This is a genomic window from Streptomyces spectabilis, from assembly GCF_008704795.1.
Taxonomy (GTDB): Bacteria; Actinomycetota; Actinomycetes; order Streptomycetales; family Streptomycetaceae; genus Streptomyces; species Streptomyces spectabilis.
The window spans coordinates 7,402,946-7,425,024 of sequence record NZ_CP023690.1 but is presented as its reverse complement, the minus strand read 5'-3'; the positions used below and the strand labels follow the sequence as shown (position 1 = coordinate 7,425,024).

The following is a 22,079-nucleotide window of genomic DNA, read 5'->3' as shown; positions in this document are numbered from 1 at the left end:
CCTTCAGCGTGACGGACGGACGGCCGGTGGCGGTGCGTCGCACATGAGACCGGCATCCGCGGCGGCGAGCCTGCCGAGCAGGGACCGGCCCCGCTCACTGGTCGCGGTCAAGGGCCCGTCGGGCGCGGCGCTTCGGGTCACGTGGTTCTTCGGCAGTGCATACACCTGTTCCCGTACCGGATCGGCCAGCAGGAAGGAGCCGCCGTCCGGGCCGGGCGGGGAGAGCCTCTCCGGAGCGCACCGGATCCACGGGTGCGGGCGCAGCGCGCTGTGCCGCGCCGGGGGCCGCGCCACGGTCGCGACGGGTCCGGCCGCGGCCGCCGAGATCCGGCGCATGCCGTGCTTCAGCCGCTTCAGCGTGTCGGGGCGCCCGGGTCCGCCGACGACGGTGTGCCGCCTGCCCACCCTGCCGCCCAGGTAGTTGAGTTCGCGGTTGTCGGCGAACGCGTCCGAGCGGTCGAGGACCACGCCGAAGCGCTGCGGATCGGCCACCAGGAGGGTTCCCGGCTCCGCCACCATGAGTTCGAACGCGTCGACGGCGAATTTGTCGCGGTTGCGTTCGAGGAAGCGGAGCGACTCCTCGGCCTCCTCATCGGTCTCGTCCAGGAGGCCGCCCATGACCGAGAGGTTGACCTGGATGCCCGCTGCCGCGAGGTTGTCGAGGACGGTCTGGAAGTCCTCGGCACGGACGCCCTTGTCCAGCTTGTCGAGCAGCCGCTGTGAGACGCCTTCGTAGCCGACGGCCATTCCCTCGCAGCCGAGTGCGGCCAGTTCCTCGCAGAAGGCCGGGTCGAGCAGGATCGGTTCCAGTCGGTTGCGCGTGTTGAAACGGACACGGAGGCCGCTCTCGCGCACCAGGCGCATAGCCCGGGCGAGCAGGCGCAGGTTGGTGTTCTCGTCGACGACGGTGACGAAGTCGATTCCGGTGCTCTCCACGATCCGGCCTACGGTGTCCGCGAGTTGCGCCGGTGAGGCCTGCTGATAGGCCCCGCGTTCGAGCGACCGGTTGCCGTAGGAACAGAAGACGCAGCGCCCCCAGTAGCAGCCCACACAGGACACCATGGAGAGGACGACGGTGTCATTGAGATAGGAGTGCACCTTCAATCCGTCGTAATCAGGTGCGCCTACGTCCTTGAAGCGCAGCGTGGGCAGCCGGCCGGGGCCTTTCACGCCTTCGGGGCTCAGCCATCTCATCCCCGGCACGTCGGAGAGCGGCGCGTTTCCGGCGAGGTGGGCCAGCCAGCGCTCCAGGGGCTCTTCGCCCGCCGTGACGCAGAGCGCGTCCACCGCCGTACGTACGGAGGTCAGCGCGGCCAATTCGTCGTGCCGCAGCATGACTTGCTGTCCGCCGAGGCAGACGGGAATGCCGGGGTGGCGCCGCCGGATCCACTGGGCGATGAGCAGAGCCGGTGCCAACTGACTGAAGAAGGCGACGGATATGCCGACCGCCCGCGGCGCGGACGCGTCGAGAGCCTCCGTCAGCAGGCCGTGCAGATTCCGGGTCGCGACGTCGAGGGAACCGATCGGCGACCGGGACAGCCGGAGCACCGCCTTGTCGAGCGAGTCGTAGTCGTCCCACACGCGGGACAGCGGCGATGCGCGCAGCGTCAGTCGGGCGGCCTGGCGGGCCAGTCGCACCGCTCGTACGGGACCGAGGCGGGGCGCCGGGTTCTTCGTCAGGACGAAGTCGCGCATCTCGCCCAGGTGCCGCAGGGAGGCGTCGGCCACCGCCGCCCGGTACCAGGTGGGCAGATCCTGCGCGTCGTCCAGGGCCCGGGCCTCGTGGGCGAGCGTCGGGCCGTCCAGAAGCCGATGGACCAATTCGATGCTCAGATCGACCTGGTGGGCGCTGTAGCCGGACCGGCGGACGTGACCGGCGAGATAGGGAAGGCTCAGATACGGAAAGAGAGTCGCCTCCGTCAGCGGCGGAAAGAGCAGCAGCAGATCCATGCCATCCGTCCTGGTCCGGACGGTGGAGCCGGCCGGGTGCGCGAAGTCCTGGAATTCACCGAAGGGGCCCACAAGCGGCGGAAGATCTTGTGAGCCCCTCATTCGGCGATGCGTCGTCAGCCCGCGGGTCAGCCCGCCGGTGCGTCCGAGGAACGGTCCGCATTCCTGGCGATGTAGTTGTAGGCCGTGGACGAACCGCTGACTTGCAGTTCGTCCATCTCGAGTACCTCTAGCTCGCCCAGGTCGCTGCTGGCCTCGGTGCTCAACTGGATGTCCATGGAACCTCCATACGCAAGTGGCACATGAAACTGGAGTGCGTTTCTGGGGATTCGGCCCTCGAACAGGCTCGCTGTGACGTTTCATCATGGTCAAGGTCACTATCGAGACACGGTCATTCGACTGGCGACCATGGTTGATAACGGACGCCGGAACCGGATCCGGTCCCGCCTTCGGCCTGCCGGGACACGCCCGTCGCTGGGCCAGCGGTCGGCCCGGCGGAGCGGAGACGAGTGGCTGTTCAGGTGAATGTGGCCCTTGGCCTCTCGGTGGAGAAGAGCGAACTCCACGCCGATCCGTCGATCCCCTGTCCGGATACCGTCCGTGGCGGCCCTCGCAGCTGTCCAGCTGCCGTGACGCCGACGATCCCTTGCGTCCGGCTCCTGACGTTGCACACCCTGCACGAGGTCGAACAGTTTCGGCCTAAATCCCTTCGATGTGTACGAACGCGCCGACAGCCGAGGTCAGTTCGGGACGCTCCTGGCCCCCGCCACGACGTGGCCGGTGGGGCGGGCGCGGGCGCCTTGTCACGGGTGGCGCTCGGGCCTGGTTCCGTCCAGGCCGGATAGGGGTCTGTTTCAGCCGTTCAACATACCACCCCACAGTTCGTGGTGTCGGCATCTACCGCCAACGTGTACGGTTTCCATACGGCCCTTCGGGATGAGGGAGAGGCATTTCATGCAATAACCGGCACCGTTGCGGTAGTTGGAGGCCTTCCCTCCGCGGCATCCCCTCGGCCCTTGACATCGCGCGGTGAAAAGGGTGAGGCCGCCCGGGCCCCTCGGGGGTTGGGCCGGACGGCCTCTGTACGGGTGGTGCTGGGGGACGTAAGTAGGGATTCAGAAGCGGACCGGCAGGGCGCCGAGCGCAGTGCCCTTGCCAGGGACGTCGAAGTACTGGAGTTCCTCGGGCTTGACCGCGAGTTCCATGGTCTGGTTCTGGATCAGGAACGTGTTGATGACGATCTCCGTCTCCAGCTGCGCGAGCGCCGCACCGGTGCAGTAGTGCGAGCCGCTGCCGAAGGAGAGGTGGCCGACGCCGGGGCCCATGTCACGGGCGACGTCCAGCTTGAGCGCGTCGGAGAACTGCCGCGGGTCGTGGTTGACGCCCAGCAGAGACGGGATGACGGCGTCCCCAGTCTTCACCGGGCAGCCGCGGAACTCGAAGTCCTCGGCCGCGTACAGCGGTCCACCGGTCGGCACGGACGTGGCGAAGCGGATCAGCTCCGGCACGGTCCTGCGGGCGAGCAGCTTCGGCTCGGCGCGCAGCTTCGCCAGCTCCTCGGGGTGCTGGAGCAGGGCGAGTATCGCCTGGCCGAGGAAGTGCGCGGGCGGCGCGATGCCCGTGCTGGTGAGCAGCAGGAAGATCGCGATGATGACGTCGTCGGTCAGCAGGTCCTGGTCGGGACCGCCCGGCTTCGTCAGCTCGGAGATGAGGTCGTCGGTGGGCTCGGCGCGGCGGCGCGCGATGAGGTCCTTGTAGTAGTCGATGATGTTGCCGATGGCCGCGACGAGACGCTCGGTGTCGTACGAGACGTACTCCATGATCCAGCCCATGAGCTTCGGCCGGTCGGCCTCGTCCACACCCATGAGCTCACAGATGGCGGCGGCCGTGAACGGGTAGCCGAGCTCCCCGATCAGGTCGCCCTCCCCCTTCGCGGCCAGGGCCGCGTAGGTGTCCGCGGCGCTCTTCTCCAGGCCCGCGCGCAGCGCGTTGACGCGGCGGGCCGTGAAGGCGCGCGCGACCACGTTGCGCATCCGGGTGTGCTCCTCGCCGTCGGACAGACCGAGGAGACCGAAGTACTTGAAGTACTCCCGCGGCATGCCGACCTGCTCGAGCATCTCGTCCGTCAGGCTCGGGCCCTCCGCCCCGGGCAGCTTCGACTGGTCACGGATGAAACGGGAGTCGTGCAGGATCTCCTTGCAGTCGTCGAAGCCGGCGACGAACCAGACCGGGGACTCAAGGCCCTCGATGGCCGCCCGGAAGAGGGGACCGTGGTCACGCAGCGGCCCGTACTCCGCTGGGTCGCTCACGGTCTTGTTGCTCAGGGTGATGATCTGCTCCGACACGCTGGTGTCTCTCTTCTCTTGATGGCCGCATGGGCCCCTCACCTGGCCGGCGAGGGGGGACAGAGGTGATGCCGGTCCCCCTCACCCGGCTGGTGAGGGGGACACAGGGGTGGTGCCGGGCCCGGCCGCGTAGGCCGGGCCCGGCACCACGTGCTGCTCCGTCAGCCCGCGAGGTGGCGGTTGATGACGGTGCAGATCTCGGCCGCGACCTTGGGTGCGGTCAGGCCGAAGTGCGTGGCGTGGATGTCGCTGACGCGCACATCCCCTTCGACGTACGGGTCCCAGAACGAGGCCTGGGCCTCCGGGCTCAGCGTCGCGTTGAAGTACAGCGCCGTGCCGCGGTACACGGGCTGGGTGAACTCCCGTGCGATCCGTACGTGTTCGGACATGATCAGGGCGCCGTTCTCGATGAGCGTCTGGCGCTCGGCGTCCTCCTCCTCGCCCGGGAGGTAACCGGCGAGGAACTCCCGGCCCACGGACCGGTCGAGCACCACGTCACCCGAGACGAAGGCACTCGTCGGCGCGGCGTCGAGGAGCGCGATGAAGGGCACCTCGTGGCCACGGCGCTGGAGTTCGGCGGCGACGGCGTGGGACAGGGTACCGCCCATCGAGTGGCCGACGAAGTGGTACGGCCCCTCTTCCTGGACGGCCAGGATCTGCTCCACGTAGTCCAGGACCATCGCCTCGAAGCTCTCCGGGATCGGCGAGCCGTCGAAGCCGCGGGCCTGGATGCCATACACCGGCCGGTCACCGAGCTGCATGGCCATGCCCAGGTACGACCAGGAGAGGCCCATACCGGGGTGGATGAACCACACGGGGGTGCCGGTGCCGCCGCTCTTCAGCGGCAGGACGACCCCGTAAGGGTCGGTGCTCTCGGCCTCGGCGCCCTCGCCGCCCGCCGTGAGGCGCGCGGCCAGCTGGGCGACCGTGGGCGCCTGGAACACCGTCCGCATCGGCACCTCGATCATGAGGACGGCCGCGATCCGGCTCACCAGGCGCGTGGCGCGCAGGGAGTGCCCGCCGAGGTCGAAGAAGTTGTCGTCGATGCCGACCTTCTCCACCCCGAGGACCTGCGCGAACAGGCCGGCCAGGACCTCCTCTTGGGGCGTGCGCGGCGACCGGTAGGCCGCCGTCCCCGTGAGGTCGGGCGCCGGGAGCGCCCGGTGGTCGAGCTTGCCGTTCGGCGACAGCGGCAGGCGCTCCAGGGCGACGAACGCCGCGGGCACCATGTACTCGGGCAGCCGCTCGGCCACGAAGGAGCGCAGTTCCGCGCCTTCGAGCTCCGCGCCGGCCTCGGGCACCGCGTAGGCGACCAGCTGCTTGCTGCCCCCGGTGGCGCGAGCGACCACCGCGGCCTGGGCGACCCGCGGGTGCGCCGCCACCGCCGCCTCGACCTCGCCGGGCTCGATGCGGAAGCCGCGGATCTTCACCTGGGAGTCGGCACGGCCGAGGTACTCCAAGTGCCCGTCCGCACTCCAGCGGGCGAGGTCACCGGTGCGGTACATGCGCCCGCCCGCCGGGCCGAACGGGTCGGCCAGGTAGCGCTCGGCGGTCTGTGCCGTGCGCTCGTGGTAGCCGCGGCCGACACCGGCGCCCGCGAGGTAGAGCTCGCCGACGGCACCCTGGGCGACCGGGGTCAGGGACGGCGTCAGGACGTAGCCGCGCAGGTTGTTCAGCGGGCGCCCGATGGGCACCCCCGCGGCGTACGAGGCGTCCTTGTCCAGGACGTGCGAGGTGACGTAGAACGCCTCGCTCGGCCCGTAGCAGTTGACGATCCGCACGTCCGGCCACTGGGCGCGGATGCGGTCCACCAGGGCCGGGGTGAGCGCCTCGCCGCCGAAGAGCAGCGCCTTGGGCGTGACGCGCTCGCCGAGCTGGTCGACGAGTTCCGCGAAGGCCGAGGGCACCGAGCTGACGACGTCCAGGTCCCAGCTGTCGCGCTCGGCGAGCGCCAGGACGTCCCGGACCAGTTCGACGCTGCCACCGTTGGTGAGGGTGAACAGCAGCTCGAAGCTGGCCACGTCGAAGCCGATCGAGGTGCTCGCCAGCATCCGCAGACCCGACCCGAGACCGACCTCGTCCACCATGCCGTGCAGGGCGTTGACCATGTTGGCGTGGGTCAGGCCCACGCCCTTGGGCAGGCCCGTCGAGCCGGAGGTGTAGATCTGGTACAGCAGGTGGTCGGGGAGCAGCGCACCGGTCCGCTCGCCGTCGGACACATCGGTGTCGGCGTACGCCGACACGTCCGTCTCGTCGAGCAGCAGCAGCTCGGTGTCCACCCCCTCGGGCAGGACGTCGGCCACCGTGGTGTCGGTGACGATCAGTCGCGGCCCGGCCGTGTCGAGGATGTGCCGCAGGCGGGTGCCCGGGTAGCCGGGGTCGATCGGGACGTAGGCGGCGCCGGACTTGAGGACCGCCAGGATCGCCACCACGAGCTCCGGGGTGCGCGGCAGGACCACGGCCACCTGGGTGTCCGGGCCGATGCCCCGCCCGGTGAGGTGCCGCGCGAGCCGGTTGGCCCGCGTGTTCAGCTCCTCGTAGGTGAGCCGCTGGTCCTCGTGCACGACCGCGGTGGCCTGCGGGGTGCGGGCGACCTGCTCCTCGATCAGACGGATGGCCGTCTTCTCGGGGACCTCCGCGGCGGTGTCGTTGAACTGGCGCAGGACCACGTCCTGTTCGGCCTCGTCCACGAGGTCGAGCTGCGCCAGCGGGGCGTGCGGGTCCGCGGCGAGCCGGTCGAGGACCTTGCCGAGGCGGGCGGCGATCCGCTCGATCTCGGCGCGCTCGAACAGGTCCTTGCGGTACTCGATGACCGCCATGCTCAGGTTCGGGTCGGAGCCGAGGGTGATCGGGTAGTGGGTGCTGCTGTGGATGCGCATGCCCGTGATCGCGACGCCGGCCTCGCCGTGCGCCTCGGACATCCCGTCCCGGTCGATCGGGAACGACTCGAAGATGATCATGCTGTCGAACAGCGTGCCCACGGCCGCGGCCTTGTGGATCTCGGTGAGGCCGAGGTTCTGGTGGTCCATGAGGACCGCCTGGCGCTCACGGAGCCCGGTCAGCAGGTCCGCGAGGCTGTCCCGGGGCGTGAACTCCACGCGCACCGGAAGGGCGTTGATGAACAGACCCACCATCTCGTCCACGCCCGGCACCTGCGGCGGACGGCCGGAGACCGTCGTACCGAAGACGACGTCCTGACGCCCGGTCAGGTGGCCGAGGACCACGCCCCACGCGCCCTGGAGCAGCATGTTGAGCGTGATGCCCAACTCACCGGCGCGGCGCTGGAGTTCCTGGCCGAGCCCGGCGGACAGCGGCAGGTCCACGTGTTCCGTGGCGTCCTGGCCGTCGGGGACGGCCGTGGTGGCCGCGGCGGGGGCGAGCAGCGTCGGCTCCTCGACTCCGTCCAGCTCCCGCGCCCAGGCCTCGTAGGCCGCCTCCTGGTCCTGCTTGCCGAGCCAGGCCAGGAAGTCGCGGTAGGGCCGCACCCGCGGAAGCGCTGAGATGTCCCCGTGCGCCGCGTAGGCGCGGATGAGGTCCTGGAGCATCAGCGGGAAGGACCAGCCGTCGAACAGCACGTGGTTGACGGTGAACACCAGCTCCGAGAGCTCGTCGCTCCGCAGCACCAGGGTCATGCGCATCATCGGCGGGACCGCCGGGTCGAAGTGCGCCGTCTGGTCCTCGGCGAGGAGCTTCTCGAAGGCCTCCTCCTGCGCCTGCTCACCGAGGTCCCGCAGGTCCACGACCTGCCAGGGCAGGTCGACGTGGTCGAGGACCAGCTGGACCTGCTGCCCGGAGGCGCTGGAGACGAAGGCGGTGCGGAAGTTGGCGTACCGGTCGAGCAGGGTCTGACCGGCGGCGCGCATCCGCTCCGGGTCCACCGCGCCGGACAGGTGCATCGCGAACTGCACGTGGTAGGCGTCGAAGGAGGTGTCGGCGAGCTGGCTCTGGAAGAGCAGACCGGACTGCGCGTCCGTCATCGGCCACACGTCCTGGACGCCCGGGTACTGCTCCTCCCACTGCTCGAGGTCGCGCTGGCGCACCCGCACCAGGGAGACGTCCGAGGGCGTCAGACCGCCCGCGTCCGGCGTGCGGGCGTGCCGGGCGACGCCTTCGAGGGCGTTCTGCCACAGGTCGGCGATCTCCTGCGCCTCCTCGCGGGCGAGCAGCCCGGCGGGGTAGCTGACGGAGGCGCTGAACTGCGGGCCCTGCGCGGTGTCCACCACGTAGGAGTTGATCTCCGCCGTCGACAGGGCGGGCATGTCCGCGTCCAGCTCGGCCGCGATGCCCTCCATGTCGGAGGCGATGGCCCAGCCACCGCCGCCGCCCGGCTGGTCGCCGTCGGCGAACCGGCCCAGGTAGTTGAAGGTGACCTGACCCGCCTGGCGCGCTTCGAGGACCTCGGCGGTCTCCGGGTTGAGATAGCGCAGCAGGCCGTAGCCGATGCCCTTGTCCGGGATCGCGTTGAGCTGCTCCTTGACGGCCTTGATGGCGTGGCCCGCGGAGCGTCCGCCCGCGACGGCCTCGTCGATGTCGAAGCCCTCGACGTTCAGGCGGACGGGGAACATGGTGGTGAACCAGCCGACCGTGCGCGACAGGTCCACACCCGGCGCCGCCGCCTCCTCGCGGCCGTGCCCCTCCAGGCGCAGGAGCAGCGAGGACTCGTCCACGCCGCGCTTCTTGCGCCACTGCGTCAGGGCCAGGGCGAGGGCGGTGAGCAGACCGTCGTTGGGCCCGCCGTGGAAGGCCGCGGGCAGCGCCGTCAGGAGCGCCTCGGTGGCCTCGGTGCCCAGCCGCAGCTCCACGGACTCCATGGTGCCGCGCGTGTCCACCGCCGGGTCGATCGGCCGGGAGCCGAGCAGCGGGTCCGGGCCCTCCACGATGTTCTGCCACAGCGCGAGTTCGGCCGTCCGCCCGGGCGAGGCGGCCTCCTCGGTGAGGGCGTGGGCCCAGTGGCGCATCGAGGTGGGCACCGGGGCGAGCTCGGGGGTGCGGCCCTCGCGGACCTGCTCCCACGCCTCGGCGAAGTCCGGGACGAGGATCCGCCAGGACACGCCGTCGACCACCAGGTGGTGCAGTACGACGATCAGGCGGCCCGCGGTCTCGGGACCGGCGTCGAACCACACGAAGCGGGCCATGTCGCCGGCCGCGGGGTTGAGCTCCCGTACGGCGGCGTCGAGCGCGGCCTTCGCCTCGTCCCGCCAGGCCTCGTCCTGCCAGTCGCCCGTGCTGGGCGTGCGGCGGATCAGCGAGGCCACGTCGACGGTGCCGGGCTCGGCCACCTCAAGGGCGGTCTCGTCCGTGGTGACGAGGCGGGCGCGGAGCATGTCGTGGTGGTCGACGACCGCGGACAGGGTGGCGATCAGACCGCTCTCGTCGATGCCGCGCGGCAGGTTCAGCGCCATGGACATCACGAACCGGTCGTAGCCGCCGCCCAGTTCGGTGATGTAGCGGGCGATCGGCAGGAGCGGCATGTGGCCGATGCCACCGCCCTCCAGCTCCTCGCGGACCGGTACGGCCGGTCCGCCGGTCGCGGCTGCCACGGCGAGGGCGGCCACCGTACGGCACTCGAAGACCTGCCGCGGCGTGATCTCGATGCCGTGGACCCGGGCCTTGGAGACGACCTGGATGGAGCGGATGGAGTCACCGCCGACGGCGAAGAAGTCGTCGTCGATGCCGACCCGCTCCAGGCCGAGGACCTCCGCGTAGGCGGCGGCAAGGGCCTGCTCCTCGGGCGTGCGCGGCGCCTGGTAGGCACCGCCGGGCACCTCGGGCTCGGGCAGCGCGGCCTTGTCGAGCTTGCCGTTGGGGGTCAGCGGCAGCTCGTCGAGCAGGACGAAGGACGACGGCACCATGAACTCCGGCAGGCGGCCCGCCGCGAAGCGGCGCAGCTCCTTGGCGGAGACACCCGCGGTGATGTCGAAGTCGTCCGAGGACTCGCGGGCGCCGACCGGTACGACGTAGCCGACCAGCTGCTTGCTGCCGCGTACCTCGCGGACGAGGACGACGACCTGGGCCACGTTGTGGTGCTCGGCCAGGGCCGCCTCGATCTCACCGGGCTCGATGCGCAGGCCGCGGAGCTTGACCTGGTCGTCGCTGCGGCCCAGGTACTCCAGCTGGCCGTCGGCGCCCCGGCGCACCACGTCGCCCGTGCGGTACATCCGCGAACCCGCGGGACCGTAGGGGTCGGTGACGAAGCGCTCGGCGGTCAGCGCCGGGCGGCCCAGGTAGCCGCGGGCCAGGCTGGGACCGGCCACGTACAGCTCGCCGGGGGTGCCCGTGGGCACCGGCGCCAGCTGCTCGTCGAGCACGCGCACCCGGTTGTCGGCCACGGCGGTGCCGATGGGGGTGTGGTCGCTGGTCAGCGGGGTGGAGATGGAACCGCAGACCGTGGTCTCGGTGGGGCCGTAGGCGTTGACGAAGCGACGCCCCTGCGACCAGGCCGAGGCCAGACCGGGCGGGCAGGCCTCGCCGCCGACGGTCACCGTCCGCAGCTCGGTCAGGGTCCGCGGGGTGTCCGCGGGCAGCGCGGCGAGCACGCTCGGCGGCAGCATCACGTGCGTGACGCGGCGCTGGGTGAGGGTGCGCACCAGGTCGTCGCCGACCAGGCGCCGCTCGGTCGGCACGATCAGCGCCGCGCCGGTGGTCAGGGACTGCACCAGCTCCCAGAACGCGGCGTCGAAGCTGGGCGCGGCGACCTGCAGGATGCGGGCGTCCGCGGTGATGGCGAGCCGCTCCTGGGTGGAGTGGCTGAGCGCGGCGATGCCCCTGTGCGGCACGGTGACGCCCTTGGGGCGGCCCGTGGAGCCCGAGGTGTAGATGACGTACGCCGGGTGGTCCAGGGTCAGACCGGTGGCGGGCGTGCTGTCCGGGGCCGTCTGCCAGGCCGCCTGGACCTCCTCGGCGTCCACGGCCACGACCTCGGTGGCCAGGCCCTCGGGCAGGTCCTCAACCGCGGCCCGCGTCACCAGGAGGGCGGCCGGGGCGGCGTCGTCGACCATGTACGTGATGCGGTCGGCCGGGTAGTCCAGGTCGACGGGCATGTAGGCGGCGCCCGCCTTCAGGATGCCCAGGGCCACCGCGACCTGCTCCGCCGAGCGCGGCATGGCCACGGCCACCTGCTGCTCCAGACCGATGCCGCGGGCGATCAGCCAGTGCGCGATGCGGTTCGCCCGCGCGTCCAGCTCCGCGTACGACCACGTCACGTCGGCCGACTCCACCGCCAGGGCGTCCGGCGCGGCCTGCAGCCGGGCCGCGAACAGCTCCGGGAAGGTCGCCGGGGCGGCCACCCGCTCGCCCTGCTCCTGCTCCGCCGCGAGCAGCTGACGCCGCTCCTCGGGGGTGAGCAGGTCCGCGTAGCTGATGCGGTGCGAGGGGTTGGTGACCGCGGTGGTCAGCAGCCGCTGCCAGCGCGTGAGCAGCGTCTCGATCGTCGAGGCGTCGAACAGCTCGTCGGAGTACTCGGCGGCGACCGAGATGCCCGCGGGCCTGGTCCGGTCCTCGAAGGTCTCGTCCAGGCTGAGCAGCAGGTCGTAGCGGGCGGTTCCGGTGCCGGAACCGTCGGCCTGCACGCGCAGTCCGGGCAGCTCGAACTGGGCCGCCTCGTTGTTCTGGAGCGCCAGGGCGATCTGGAACAGCGGGTGGACGGACGGCTGGCGCTCGGGGTTGAGCTTCTCCACCAGGGACTCGAAGGGGATGTCCTGGTGCGAGTACGCGGACAGGCTGGTCTTGCGCACCTGGGCCAGAAGTTCGGCGAAGGTGGGGTCGCCGGAGGTGTCCGTGCGCAGCACGAGCAGGTTCACGAAGAGACCGACCAGGTCCTTCAGGTTCTCGTCGGTGCGCCCGGCGATGCCACTGCCGACGGAGATGTCGGTGCCCGCGCCGAGGCGGGTCAGCAGGGCCGCCATGGTGCTCTGCAGCACCATGAAGGGCGTCGTGCCGGTGGCCTTGGCGAGGTCCGCGATGCCCTGGTGCAGCTCGGCGTCCAGGGTGAAGCGCAGCAGGTCACCGGTGCCCTTGAGCACGGCGGGACGCGGCCGGTCGGTCGGGATGGTGACCTTCTCCGGCAGCCCGGCGAGCTGCTCCGCCCAGTAGGCGTACTGCTTGTTGAACAGGCTGTCCGGGTCGCTCTCGTCGCCGAGCAGCTCGTGCTGCCACAGGGTGTAGTCGGCGTACTGGACCGGAAGCTCGGTCCACTCGGGGGCGGCGCCGCCGACGCGCGCGGTGTAGGCGGCGGCCAGGTCCTGGGCCAGCGGGGCGTAGGACCAGCCGTCGGCCGCGATGTGGTGGACCACCAGGGACAGGACGGACTCCTGCGGGCCACTGCGGAACAGCTGGGCGCGCAGGGGCAGTTCGCTCTCCAGGGCGAAGGCGTACCGGGCGGCCTCGGTGAGGGCCGCGGCCACCTCGTCCTCGCTGTCGAAGTCGCGCACGGCCAGGGTGACCCGCGCGTCCTCGACGGAGTGGATCTGCTGCTCGGGCTTGCCGTTGACCGCGGGGAAGACCGTGCGCAGGGTCTCGTGGCGGGCCACGACATCGTTGAGCGCCGTCTCCAGGGACGGGATGTCGAGCTCACCGCTGAGACGGAGCACGATCGGCATGTTGTACGTCGCCGACGGACCCTCGAACTGGTCGACGAACCACAGGCGCTGCTGGGCGAAGGAGAGCGGCAGGTGCTCGGGCCGCTCGGCCACGCGGACCAGGGGCGCCTGGGTGCGGACGCTGCCGTCCAGGTGCGGCACGATCCCCGCCACCGTGGGGTGGGAGAAGAAGGTGCGCAGCTCGACCTCGGCGCCGAGGGTGGCGCGGATGCGGCTGATGAGCTTGGTGGCGAGCAGCGAGTGGCCGCCCAGGTCGAAGAAGTTGTCGTCGACGCTGACCCGCTCCAGGTCGAGGACCTCGGCGAACAGGTCGCAGAGCAGCTCTTCCTGGAGGGTGCGCGGGGGCCTGCCGCCGGCCTGCCCCGACAGCTCGGGGGCGGGCAGCGCCCTGCGGTCCAGCTTGCCGTTGGCGGCCAGCGGCACCGAGGCGATGGCCACCACCGACGCGGGCACCAGGTGGGCGGGCAGCCGCTCCTGGAGGTAGCCGCGCAGCGAACCGACCAGGACACCGATCTGAGTGGCCGCGGCCGGGTCGCTGGACAGGTACAGGTCGGCGCGGCGCGACGGGACGAAGCCGCCCCGCACCGGCCGCGAGGTGGCGTCGGCGTCGGTCAGGACGATCGCGTCGAAGCTCTCGCCGGCCGCCGACGACCAGGTCATCAGGACGCTCCAGCCGTGCGCGGCGGCCCACTCGTGCAGGGCCTCCGGGTCCACGGCGGACTCGGCCGCGGGGGGCGCATCGACGATCTTGACCTCGGCGGCCCAGTCGGCCTCCTCGATCATCCGGGCGTTGAGGATGCCGGTGACGCGAAGCGCCGGACCGTCCTGGGCGCGGACCAGCTCCTCCAGGGCGGCGAGGTCGCCGACCTGACGGCCCCAGTCCACGGCGGGCGCGTCGCTGACGTCGACCGCGTCCACCGGGTCCTTGTGCACGAAGATCTCGTAGCGGTGCCGCGTCAGCTCGTTGTGGGCCTGGCCCGGCTTGAGGCGGATGTCCACCGCGGCCGCGCCGTGCTTCTCGCCGAACTGGTGGAACCACTCGGGGTCCAGGACCAGTTCGGGCTCGGTGAGGATGGAGCGGGCGATGGCCGCGTGGGCCGCCGCCGGTGCCTCGTTCGGGTACTGGGTGCGCTGCACGCCGGTGCGCATCAGGTGCAGCGTGCCCGCGTTGCGGACGTCACCGACCACGATGCGGCCGCCGGGCGCGAGCAGGTCGAGCGCCTTGGCGAGGACGTCGTCCAGGTAGGCGGCGTGCGGGAAGTACTGGATCACCGAGTTCAGGACGACGGTGTCGAAGTGCCCCCGGGGCAGATCGGTGGTGTCGTCGGCGGTCTGGTGGCGCAGGGTGACCTTGTCGGCGAACCCGGCCTGCTCGACCTCCTGGGTGAGTCGGCCGATGACCTGCGAGGACAGGTCGGTCGCCCAGTACTCCTCGATGCTCTCGTCGTTCAGCAGATGGCCCATCAGAAGGCCGGAGCCGACGCCCAGTTCGAGGATGCGGCGCGGGCCCGTGCGCAGGATCTGCGCCACCGCCGCGTCGCGCCAGTCGCGCATCTCGTCGAGCGGGATCTCCTCACCGGTGTAGCTGGAGTTCCAGCCGGTGAAGTCCTCGCCCCACTCGGTGCCGGTGGCGGAGTAGACCTCGTCGTAGATCTGCTCCCACTCGTCGACCTGCTTGGCGGACTCCTCGATGTACTCGGTGCCGTCCAGGTCCGGGACCACGTAGGCGACGAGCTGCTTGTCGCCCGCGCCCTCGTGCGGGACCACGACGGCCTGGCCGACGGCCGGGTGCGTGGCCAGGGCGGCCTCGATCTCGGCGGGCTCGACGCGCACGCCGCGGATCTTGATCTGGTCGTCCTCGCGGCCGACGTACTCGATCTGCCCGTCGGCGTTCCAGCGGGCCAGGTCACCGGTGCGGTACATGCGCGCGCCGGCCGGGCCGTACGGGTCGGCGACGAACCGCTCGGCGGTCAGCTCGGCCTGTCCGAAGTAGCCGCGGGCGATGTTGCCCGCGACGTACAGCTCGCCCACGACGCCCGGCGGCAGGGGCGCGAGGCCCGCACCGAGGATGTAGGTGCGCATGTTGCCCAGCGGCGTGCCGATGGGGGTGTTGTCGGCGGCCTGCCATTCGGCGCCCGCCGGGATGGCGAACGCGGAGGCGTAGAAGGACTCGGTCTGGCCGTAGGCGTTGACGACCCGGACGTCGGGCAGGGACTCGCGGATGCGGTGCACGAGCGTCGCGGGCAGCGCCTCACCGGCGAAGACGACCGTCTCCAGGCCGGTCATGGCGGGCAGGCGCTCGCCCAGCTCGGCGAAGACGGACGGCACGGTGTGGATCACGCTCGCCGTCACTTCCTGGCGCTCGGCCAGGACCAGGGCGTCGCGGACCACCTCGATGGTGCCGCCCTGGGCGAGCGTGGTGACGACCTCGAAGACCGAGACGTCGAAGTTGACCGACGTGTTGGCGAGCATCCGGGTGTCCGCGGTGACGCCGACCCGGTCGGCGAGCCGCAGGACGCCGTTGACCACGTTCGCGTGGCTGACCACGACGCCCTTGGGGGTGCCGGTGGAGCCGGAGGTGTACATCACGTACGCGGCGTTGTGCGGACGCACCTCGGCCCGCTCGCCGTCCGCGGTGCCTTCGAGGTCGAGGTCGCCGAGGAACAGGGACGGGACGTCCGTCTCCGGCAGCACCCCGACGGTGTCGGCGTCGGTGAGGACGAGCTGCGGGCGCGCGGTGGACAGGATGTGGTCCAGGCGCGTGCTCGGGTACTTCGGGTCGATCGGCAGATACGCGCCGCCCGCCTTGAGGATGCCGAGCATGCCGGTGACCAGGTCGGCGGAGCGCGGCAGGGCGAGGCCCACCACGGTCTCCGGGCCGACGCCGCGGCCGGCCAGCTCCTGGGCGAGGCGGTTCGCGCGGGCGTCGAGCTCGGCGTAGGTGTACGCCACGTCGCCGTAGGTCACCGCGACCTTCTCCGGCACCGCGGCGACCTGCCGCTCGAACAGGCCGGGGATGGTCAGCTCGGGCGTCTCGGCGGCCGTGTCGTTGACCGCGACGACCAGCTGCTCGCGCTCGGCGGGCTCAAGGAGGTCGATGGAGCCGAACGGGGCCCGCGGGTCCTCCGCGAGCTGGGCGAGGACCCGGCCCAGGCGCACGGAGATGTCCCGCGCGCGCTCGGTGTCGAGGAGGTGGTGCTGGTGCTGGAGGGTCACCTTCAGGTGCGGCTCGGCGACGGCGATGACCGTCAGCGGGTAGTGGGTGCCGCTGAGCGGGCTGATCCCGGTCACGGAGATCCCGGCGGCGGAGTACGCCTCGCTGAGCGCGGCACTGTCGATCGGGTACGACTCGAAGACCACCATCGTGTCGAACAGCGCCCGCAGACCGGTGCTCTGGTGCAGGTCGAGGAGGCTGTGGTGGTGGTGGTCGAGGAGCGCGCCCTGGCGGTCCTGCAGCGTGCTCAGGACGCTGCCGAGCGTCGCGCCGGGGGCGCAGTCCACCCGCACCGGAAGGGTGTTGATGAACAGGCCCACCATCTCGTCGACGCCCGCGACCTGCGGCGGACGGCCGGAGACCGTGGCGCCGAACACCACGTCCTGACGGCCCGTCAGTCCCGCGAGGAGCATCGCCCAGGCGCCCTGGACCACGGTGTTGAGGGTCACGCCCAGCTCGCTGGCGCGGCGCGAGAGCGCACGGGACTGCTCCGCCGTGAGCGGCACGTCGATCTGGCCGGCGCCCGAGGACTCGCCCGGCTCGTCGGAGCCGACGGGCAGCAGCAGCGTGGGCTCGTCGACCCCGTCCAGCTCCTTCGCCCAGGCCTGGGCGGTGGCCTCCTTGTCCTGGCGGGAGAGCCACGTGAGGAAGTCCCGGTAGTTGCCGGGCCTGCCCAGCTCGGAGGCGTCGCCCGCCGAGCCGTACAGCCGCATCAGGTCCTGCATGAGCAGCGGGATGGACCAGCCGTCGAACAGGGCGTGGTGGGCGGTGAAGACCAGCTCCCACGCGTCGGCGGACAGCTTGACGAGGGACATCCGCAGCAGCGGCGCCGTGGCCACGGCGAAGCGGGTGCCGTGCTCGGCGGCCAGGAACTGCTTGAGCCGCTCCGCGCGCTCCTCGCCCTCGAAGGCGCTCAGGTCCTCCTCGTGCCAGGGCAGTTCCACGTGGCTCTGGATGATCTGGACGCGGTCACCGGCGCTGTCGGTGGTGAACGCGGCGCGCAGGTTGGGGAAGCGGTCCAGGAGAGCCTGTCCGGCCGCCCGCATCCGCTCCGGCTCGACCGCGCCGGACAGGTGGAAGTCGAACTGCATCTGGTAGGTGTCGAAGGACGCGCCGGCCAGCTCGGTGTGGAACAGCAGACCGCTCTGCATCGCGGTCAGCGGCAGCACGTCGGCCAGGCCCGCGTACGTCTCCTGCCAGGTGTCCAGGTCGCCCTGGCCCACCTCGACCAGCGGCACGTCGGACGGGGTGAGGCCGCCGGCGGTCGGCTGCGCGGCGTGGCGCGCGAGGCCTTCGAGCGCGGTGCGCCACAGCGCGGCGAGGTCGGCGACCTCGGCCTGCGTGAAGAGGCCGGAGGGGTAGTCGAGCCGGGCGGTCAGACGCGGCCCCTGCTCGCTGTCGGCGACGTACGCGGTGACGTTGAGCGCGGCGAGGGCGGGCATGGCGGCGTCGAGCTCCGCCACCAGCTCGGTGGTGCCCTCGACCTGGGTGAAGCCCAGGCCCCGCAGGTTCTCCGGCATGTTCGCCGAACCCGCGTAGTGGCCGAGGTAGTTGAAGGAGATCTGGCCGGTGGCGTACCGCTTGAGGACCTCGGCGGTCTCCGGGTTGAGGTAGCGCAGCAGGCCGTAGCCGATGCCCTTGTCCGGGACGGCGAGGAGCTGCTCCTTGACCGCCTTGACGGCGGTGCCCGCGGCGGTGCCGCCGGCGAGCGCCTCGTCCACGTCGACGCCCGCGACGTCCAGGCGTACGGGGTACATGCTGGTGAACCAGCCCACCGTGCGGGAGAGGTCGGCGCCGGGCGCGGCGGCCTCCTCGCGGCCGTGGCCCTCCATGCGCACGAGCAGGGACGACGCGGCGGAGTCGTCGATGCCGCGCTGCTTGCGCCACTTGGCCACCGCGAGCGCGAGCGCCGCGAGCAGACCGTCGTTGACGCCGCCGCGGTAGGCCGCGGGGAGGCTCGTGAGGAGCGCGTCCGTGGCCTCGGCGGACAGGTCCTGGTGGACGTACTCGATGGTCGCGATGGTGTCGACGGCCGGGTCGAGCGGACGGCTGCCGAGGACCGGGTCGGGCCCGGAGACGATGGAGCGCCAGAGCGCCAGCTCGGCGCCGCGCTCGGTGGACGCGGCCTCGTCGGCCAGGGCGTGCGCCCAGCGCCGGGCGGAGGTGCCCACCGGGGCGAGGTCCGGGGTGCGGCCCTCGCGGACGTCCTGCCAGGCGGCCGCCAGGTCGGGCAGCAGGATGCTCCAGGACACGCCGTCGACGACGAGGTGGTGCAGGACGAGGATGAGGCGGCCGGGCTGCTCGGTGCCCGCGTCGAACCACACGAAGCGCGCCATGACCCCGGCCTCGGCGGCCAGCAGGTTCGCGGCGGCGTCGAGTTCGGCGGCGGCCTGCTCGTGCCAGCCCTTCGCCCAGGTGCCGTCGCAGGCGACCCGGTGCACGAGGGATGCGACGTCGACGGTGCCGGGTGCGGACACCTCGAGGCCGGGCGTCGCGCCCGTGACCAGGCGCGAGCGCAGGGCGTCGTGGTGGTCGAGGACCGCGGAGAGCGTTGCGACGAGGGCGGTCTCGTCCATGCCGACGGGCAGGTCGACGGTCATCGACATGGTGAACCGGTCGACGCCGGTGCCGAGTTCGTCCAGCCAGTGGCCGACCGGCAGGTGCGGCACGAAGCCGGTGCCACCGCCGTCCAGCTCCTCCAGGACCGGACCGGCCTCGACGCCGCTGGCGGCCGTCTCGGCCAGCTCGGCGACGGTGCGCGACTCGAAGATCTGCCGCGGCGTGACCTCCACGCCCCGGGTGCGGGCCCGCGCCACCACCTGGATGGAGCGGATGCTGTCACCGCCGACGGCGAAGAAGTCGTCGTCGATGCCGACCCGCTCCAGGCCGAGCACGTCGGCGTAGACCCCGGCGAGGACCTCCTCCACCGCGTTGCGCGGCGCCCGGTAGTCGCTGCCGGTGAACTCCGGCTCCGGCAGGGCCCTGCGGTCCAGCTTGCCGTTGGGGTCCAGGGGCAGCCGGTCGAGCATCACGAACACCGACGGCACCATGAACTCCGGCAGCCGGTCGGAGACGAACCTGCGCAGCTCGCGCGAGGAGACGGCGGCCGTCAGGTCGACGTCGACGTCGCCCACGTTCGCCACGTCGCCGGACTCCCAGAGCTGGGTGGCGACCACGTAGCCGACGAGCTGGGTGCTGCCCTGGTGCTGGCGCGTCACCACGGCGGCCTTCGCCACGCCGGGGTGGGCGGTGAGGGCCGCCTCCACCTCGCCGGGCTCGATGCGGAAGCCGCGCACCTTGACCTGGGCGTCGTCACGGCCCGCGTACTCCAGCTGGCCGCTCGCGTTCCAGCGCGCGAGGTCGCCGGTGCGGTACATGCGGTGGCCGACCGGACCGTAGGGGTCGGCGACGAAGCGCTCGGCGGTGAGCCCGGCCTGGCCGAAGTAGCCGCGCGCCACCTCGCCCGCCACGTACAGCTCGCCCACGACGCCCGGCGGCACCGGCTTCAGGCCCGCGCCCAGGACGTAGGTGCGCATGTTGCCAAGGGGGACGCCGATGGGCGCGCCCGCCGTGCCGGTCCAGCCCTCCTCGGCCTGGAAGGCGGTCGCGTAGAACGACTCGGTCTGGCCGTAGGGGTTGATGACGCGCACGCCCGGGATCGCTTCCCTGGCCCGCTCCACGAGGGAGGCGGACAGGGCCTCGCCGCCGAAGACGACCGCGTCGGCCTGGATCTTCCCGCCCACCTGGTCCAGGAGTTCGGCGAAGACCGACGGGACCGAGCTGATGACGCTGCCGTTCCAGCCGCCGCGCTCGGCGACGACCAGGGCGTCGCGGACCACCTCGACGGTGCCGCCGACGGACAGGGTGGTGATGATCTCGAAGACCGAGACGTCGAAGTTCACGGAGGTGCCGGCGAGGGTCCGCGAGCCGGGCTCGATGCCGACCACGGCGGCGAGACGCGTGACGCCGTTGACCACGCCGATGTGGGTGACCGCCACGCCCTTGGGCCTGCCGGTGGAACCGGAGGTGTACATCACGAAGGCGGTGTTGTGCGGGCGCAGACCGGCCGCGGGGGTGTCCGCCGCGCCGCTCTCCAGGTCGAGCTCGTCGAGCCGGAGCCGGGGGGCCTCGTGGTCGGGCAGCACCGACTCGGTGTCGGAGTCGGTCAGGATGAACTGCGGGCGGGCCTCGGAGAGGATGTGGCCGAGACGGGCGCTGGGGTAGCGCGGGTCGATCGGCACATAGGCCGCGCCGGACTTGAGGATGCCGAGCAGGGAGGTCACCAGGTCCGCGGTGCGCGGCACCGCGAGGCCGATGAGCGTCTCCGGGCCCGCGCCGCGGCGGATCAGCTCGTGCGCCAGGCGGTTGGCCCGCTCGTCGAGCTCCCGGTACGTCAGGTCCTGGGTGTCGGTGGTGACCGCGATCGCGTCCGGGGTCAGCGCGGCGCGCCGCTCGAAGAGCTGGGCGACGGTCCCCTCGGGGGTCGGCTCTGCGGTCTCGTTGCGCCCGGCGAGGACGTGCTGCTCGGTGGCGGACAGCACGTCCACCGAGCCGACGCGGGTGGTGGGGTCGGCCGCGAGCGCGCGCAGGATGCGCAGGAAGCGGTCGCCCATCGCCTCGACGGTGGCCCGGTCGAAGAGGTCGGTGGCGTACTCCAGGGTGCAGTGCACGCGGCCCTGCTCGTCGGAGGCGAAGTTGAACTCCAGGTCGAACTTCGACGTCTCGTTGGCGACGGCCTTGAGCGCGACGGTCAGACCGGGCAGCTCCAGCTCGACCAGAGCGGTGCTCTGCCAGCTGAACATCACCTGGAAGAAGGGGTGGTAGGCGGTGGAGCGCTCCGGGTTCAGCGCCTCGACGAGCCGCTCGAAGGGCACGTCCTGGTTCTCGTAGGCGCCGAGCGCCTTGTCCTGGACGCGGTCGAGCACCTGCTCGAAGGTGGGGTTGCCCGACAGGTCGGTGCGCAGCACCCAGGTGTTGACGAAGAAGCCGACCAGGTCGTTGAGCGCACTGTCGGTGCGGCCCGCGACGGTCGAGCCGATGGAGACGTCCTCACCGGCGCCGAGGTGGTGCAGCAGCATGGCGAGGGTCGACTGCATCATCATCGCGCGCGTCAGACCGCGCTGGTTGCCCACCGCGTCGACGGCGGCCGCGAGGTCGGCGTCGACCGTGAAGACGACGACGTCGCCCTCGTGGCTGGCCTTCGAGGGCCGCGGGCGGTCCGTGGGCAGGCGCAGCTGCTGCGGCGCGCCGTCGAGCTCGCGGCGCCAGTAGTCGAGCTGGGTGTGCAGCACGGTGCCGGGGGTGTCGCCGTCACCGAGGTACTCACGCTGCCACAGCGTGTAGTCCTTGTACTGGACCGGCAGTTCCTCCCACTGGGGCGCCTCGGACCGCACCCGGGCGGTGTAGGCGGTGGCCAGGTCGCGGCTCAGCGGCGCGATCGACTCGCCGTCGGCGGCGGCGTGGTGCACGACGAGGACCAGGACGTGCGCGTCGGGGGCGGTGCGCAGCAGCCGTGCCCGCACCGGTATCTCGTGGGAGAGGTCGAAACGGTAGGACGCGGCCTCGGCCGTCGCGGCGTCGAGGCCTTCGGGCGTCACGTCGAGGACGGGCAGGTCCGTCAGGAGGTCGTCGGCAGGCTCGATCTGCTGCACGGGCCTGCCCTCGTCGTCCTCGACGAACAGCGTGCGCAGGCTCTCGTGCCGGGTCACGACGTCGCGCAGCGCCAGGCGCAGGGCGTCCACGTCCAGCGCTCCGTCCAGCTGCAGCACGAACGGAACGTTGTATGTGGCCGACGGGCCCTCGAGCCGGTCGATGAACCACAGCCGGCGCTGCGCAAAGGACAGAGGGATCATTTCGCGTTTACTCCTCGGTGGGTCTTCCTGCACAGACGAGCCAATTGCATACGCAAATACGGGCGCCGATGGCGCGCGAACTCGACGTCCGTGGATGTCATCAATCTCGAATGGGCGAGCC

The 22,079-nt window shown here is 71.7% G+C and carries 4 protein-coding genes; all 4 read right to left on the bottom strand.

Features of this window, described 5'->3' with window-relative positions; genetic code table 11:
• Nucleotides 1–3: 3 nt before the first annotated feature.
• Complete coding sequence (locus CP982_RS32380) at nucleotides 4–1,950, bottom strand: B12-binding domain-containing radical SAM protein (RefSeq protein WP_170316527.1); 1,947 nt, start codon at nucleotides 1,948–1,950, stop codon at nucleotides 4–6.
• 128 nt (nucleotides 1,951–2,078) lie between these two features.
• The gene (locus CP982_RS41915) at nucleotides 2,079–2,228 is read right to left on the bottom strand and encodes a hypothetical protein (protein ID WP_170316526.1); all 150 of its coding nucleotides are present in this window, start codon (nucleotides 2,226–2,228) and stop codon (nucleotides 2,079–2,081) included.
• Between the two features lie 837 nt (nucleotides 2,229–3,065).
• Nucleotides 3,066–4,295, bottom strand: a complete 1,230-nt coding sequence (locus CP982_RS32375; RefSeq protein ID WP_150513691.1) for a cytochrome P450 — start codon at nucleotides 4,293–4,295, stop codon at nucleotides 3,066–3,068.
• Nucleotides 4,296–4,456: 161 nt separating this feature from the next.
• Nucleotides 4,457–21,958 (bottom strand): non-ribosomal peptide synthetase, encoded by a 17,502-nt coding sequence (locus tag CP982_RS32370; protein ID WP_150513690.1) that lies wholly within the window; start codon nucleotides 21,956–21,958, stop codon nucleotides 4,457–4,459.
• Nucleotides 21,959–22,079: the final 121 nt, after the last annotated feature.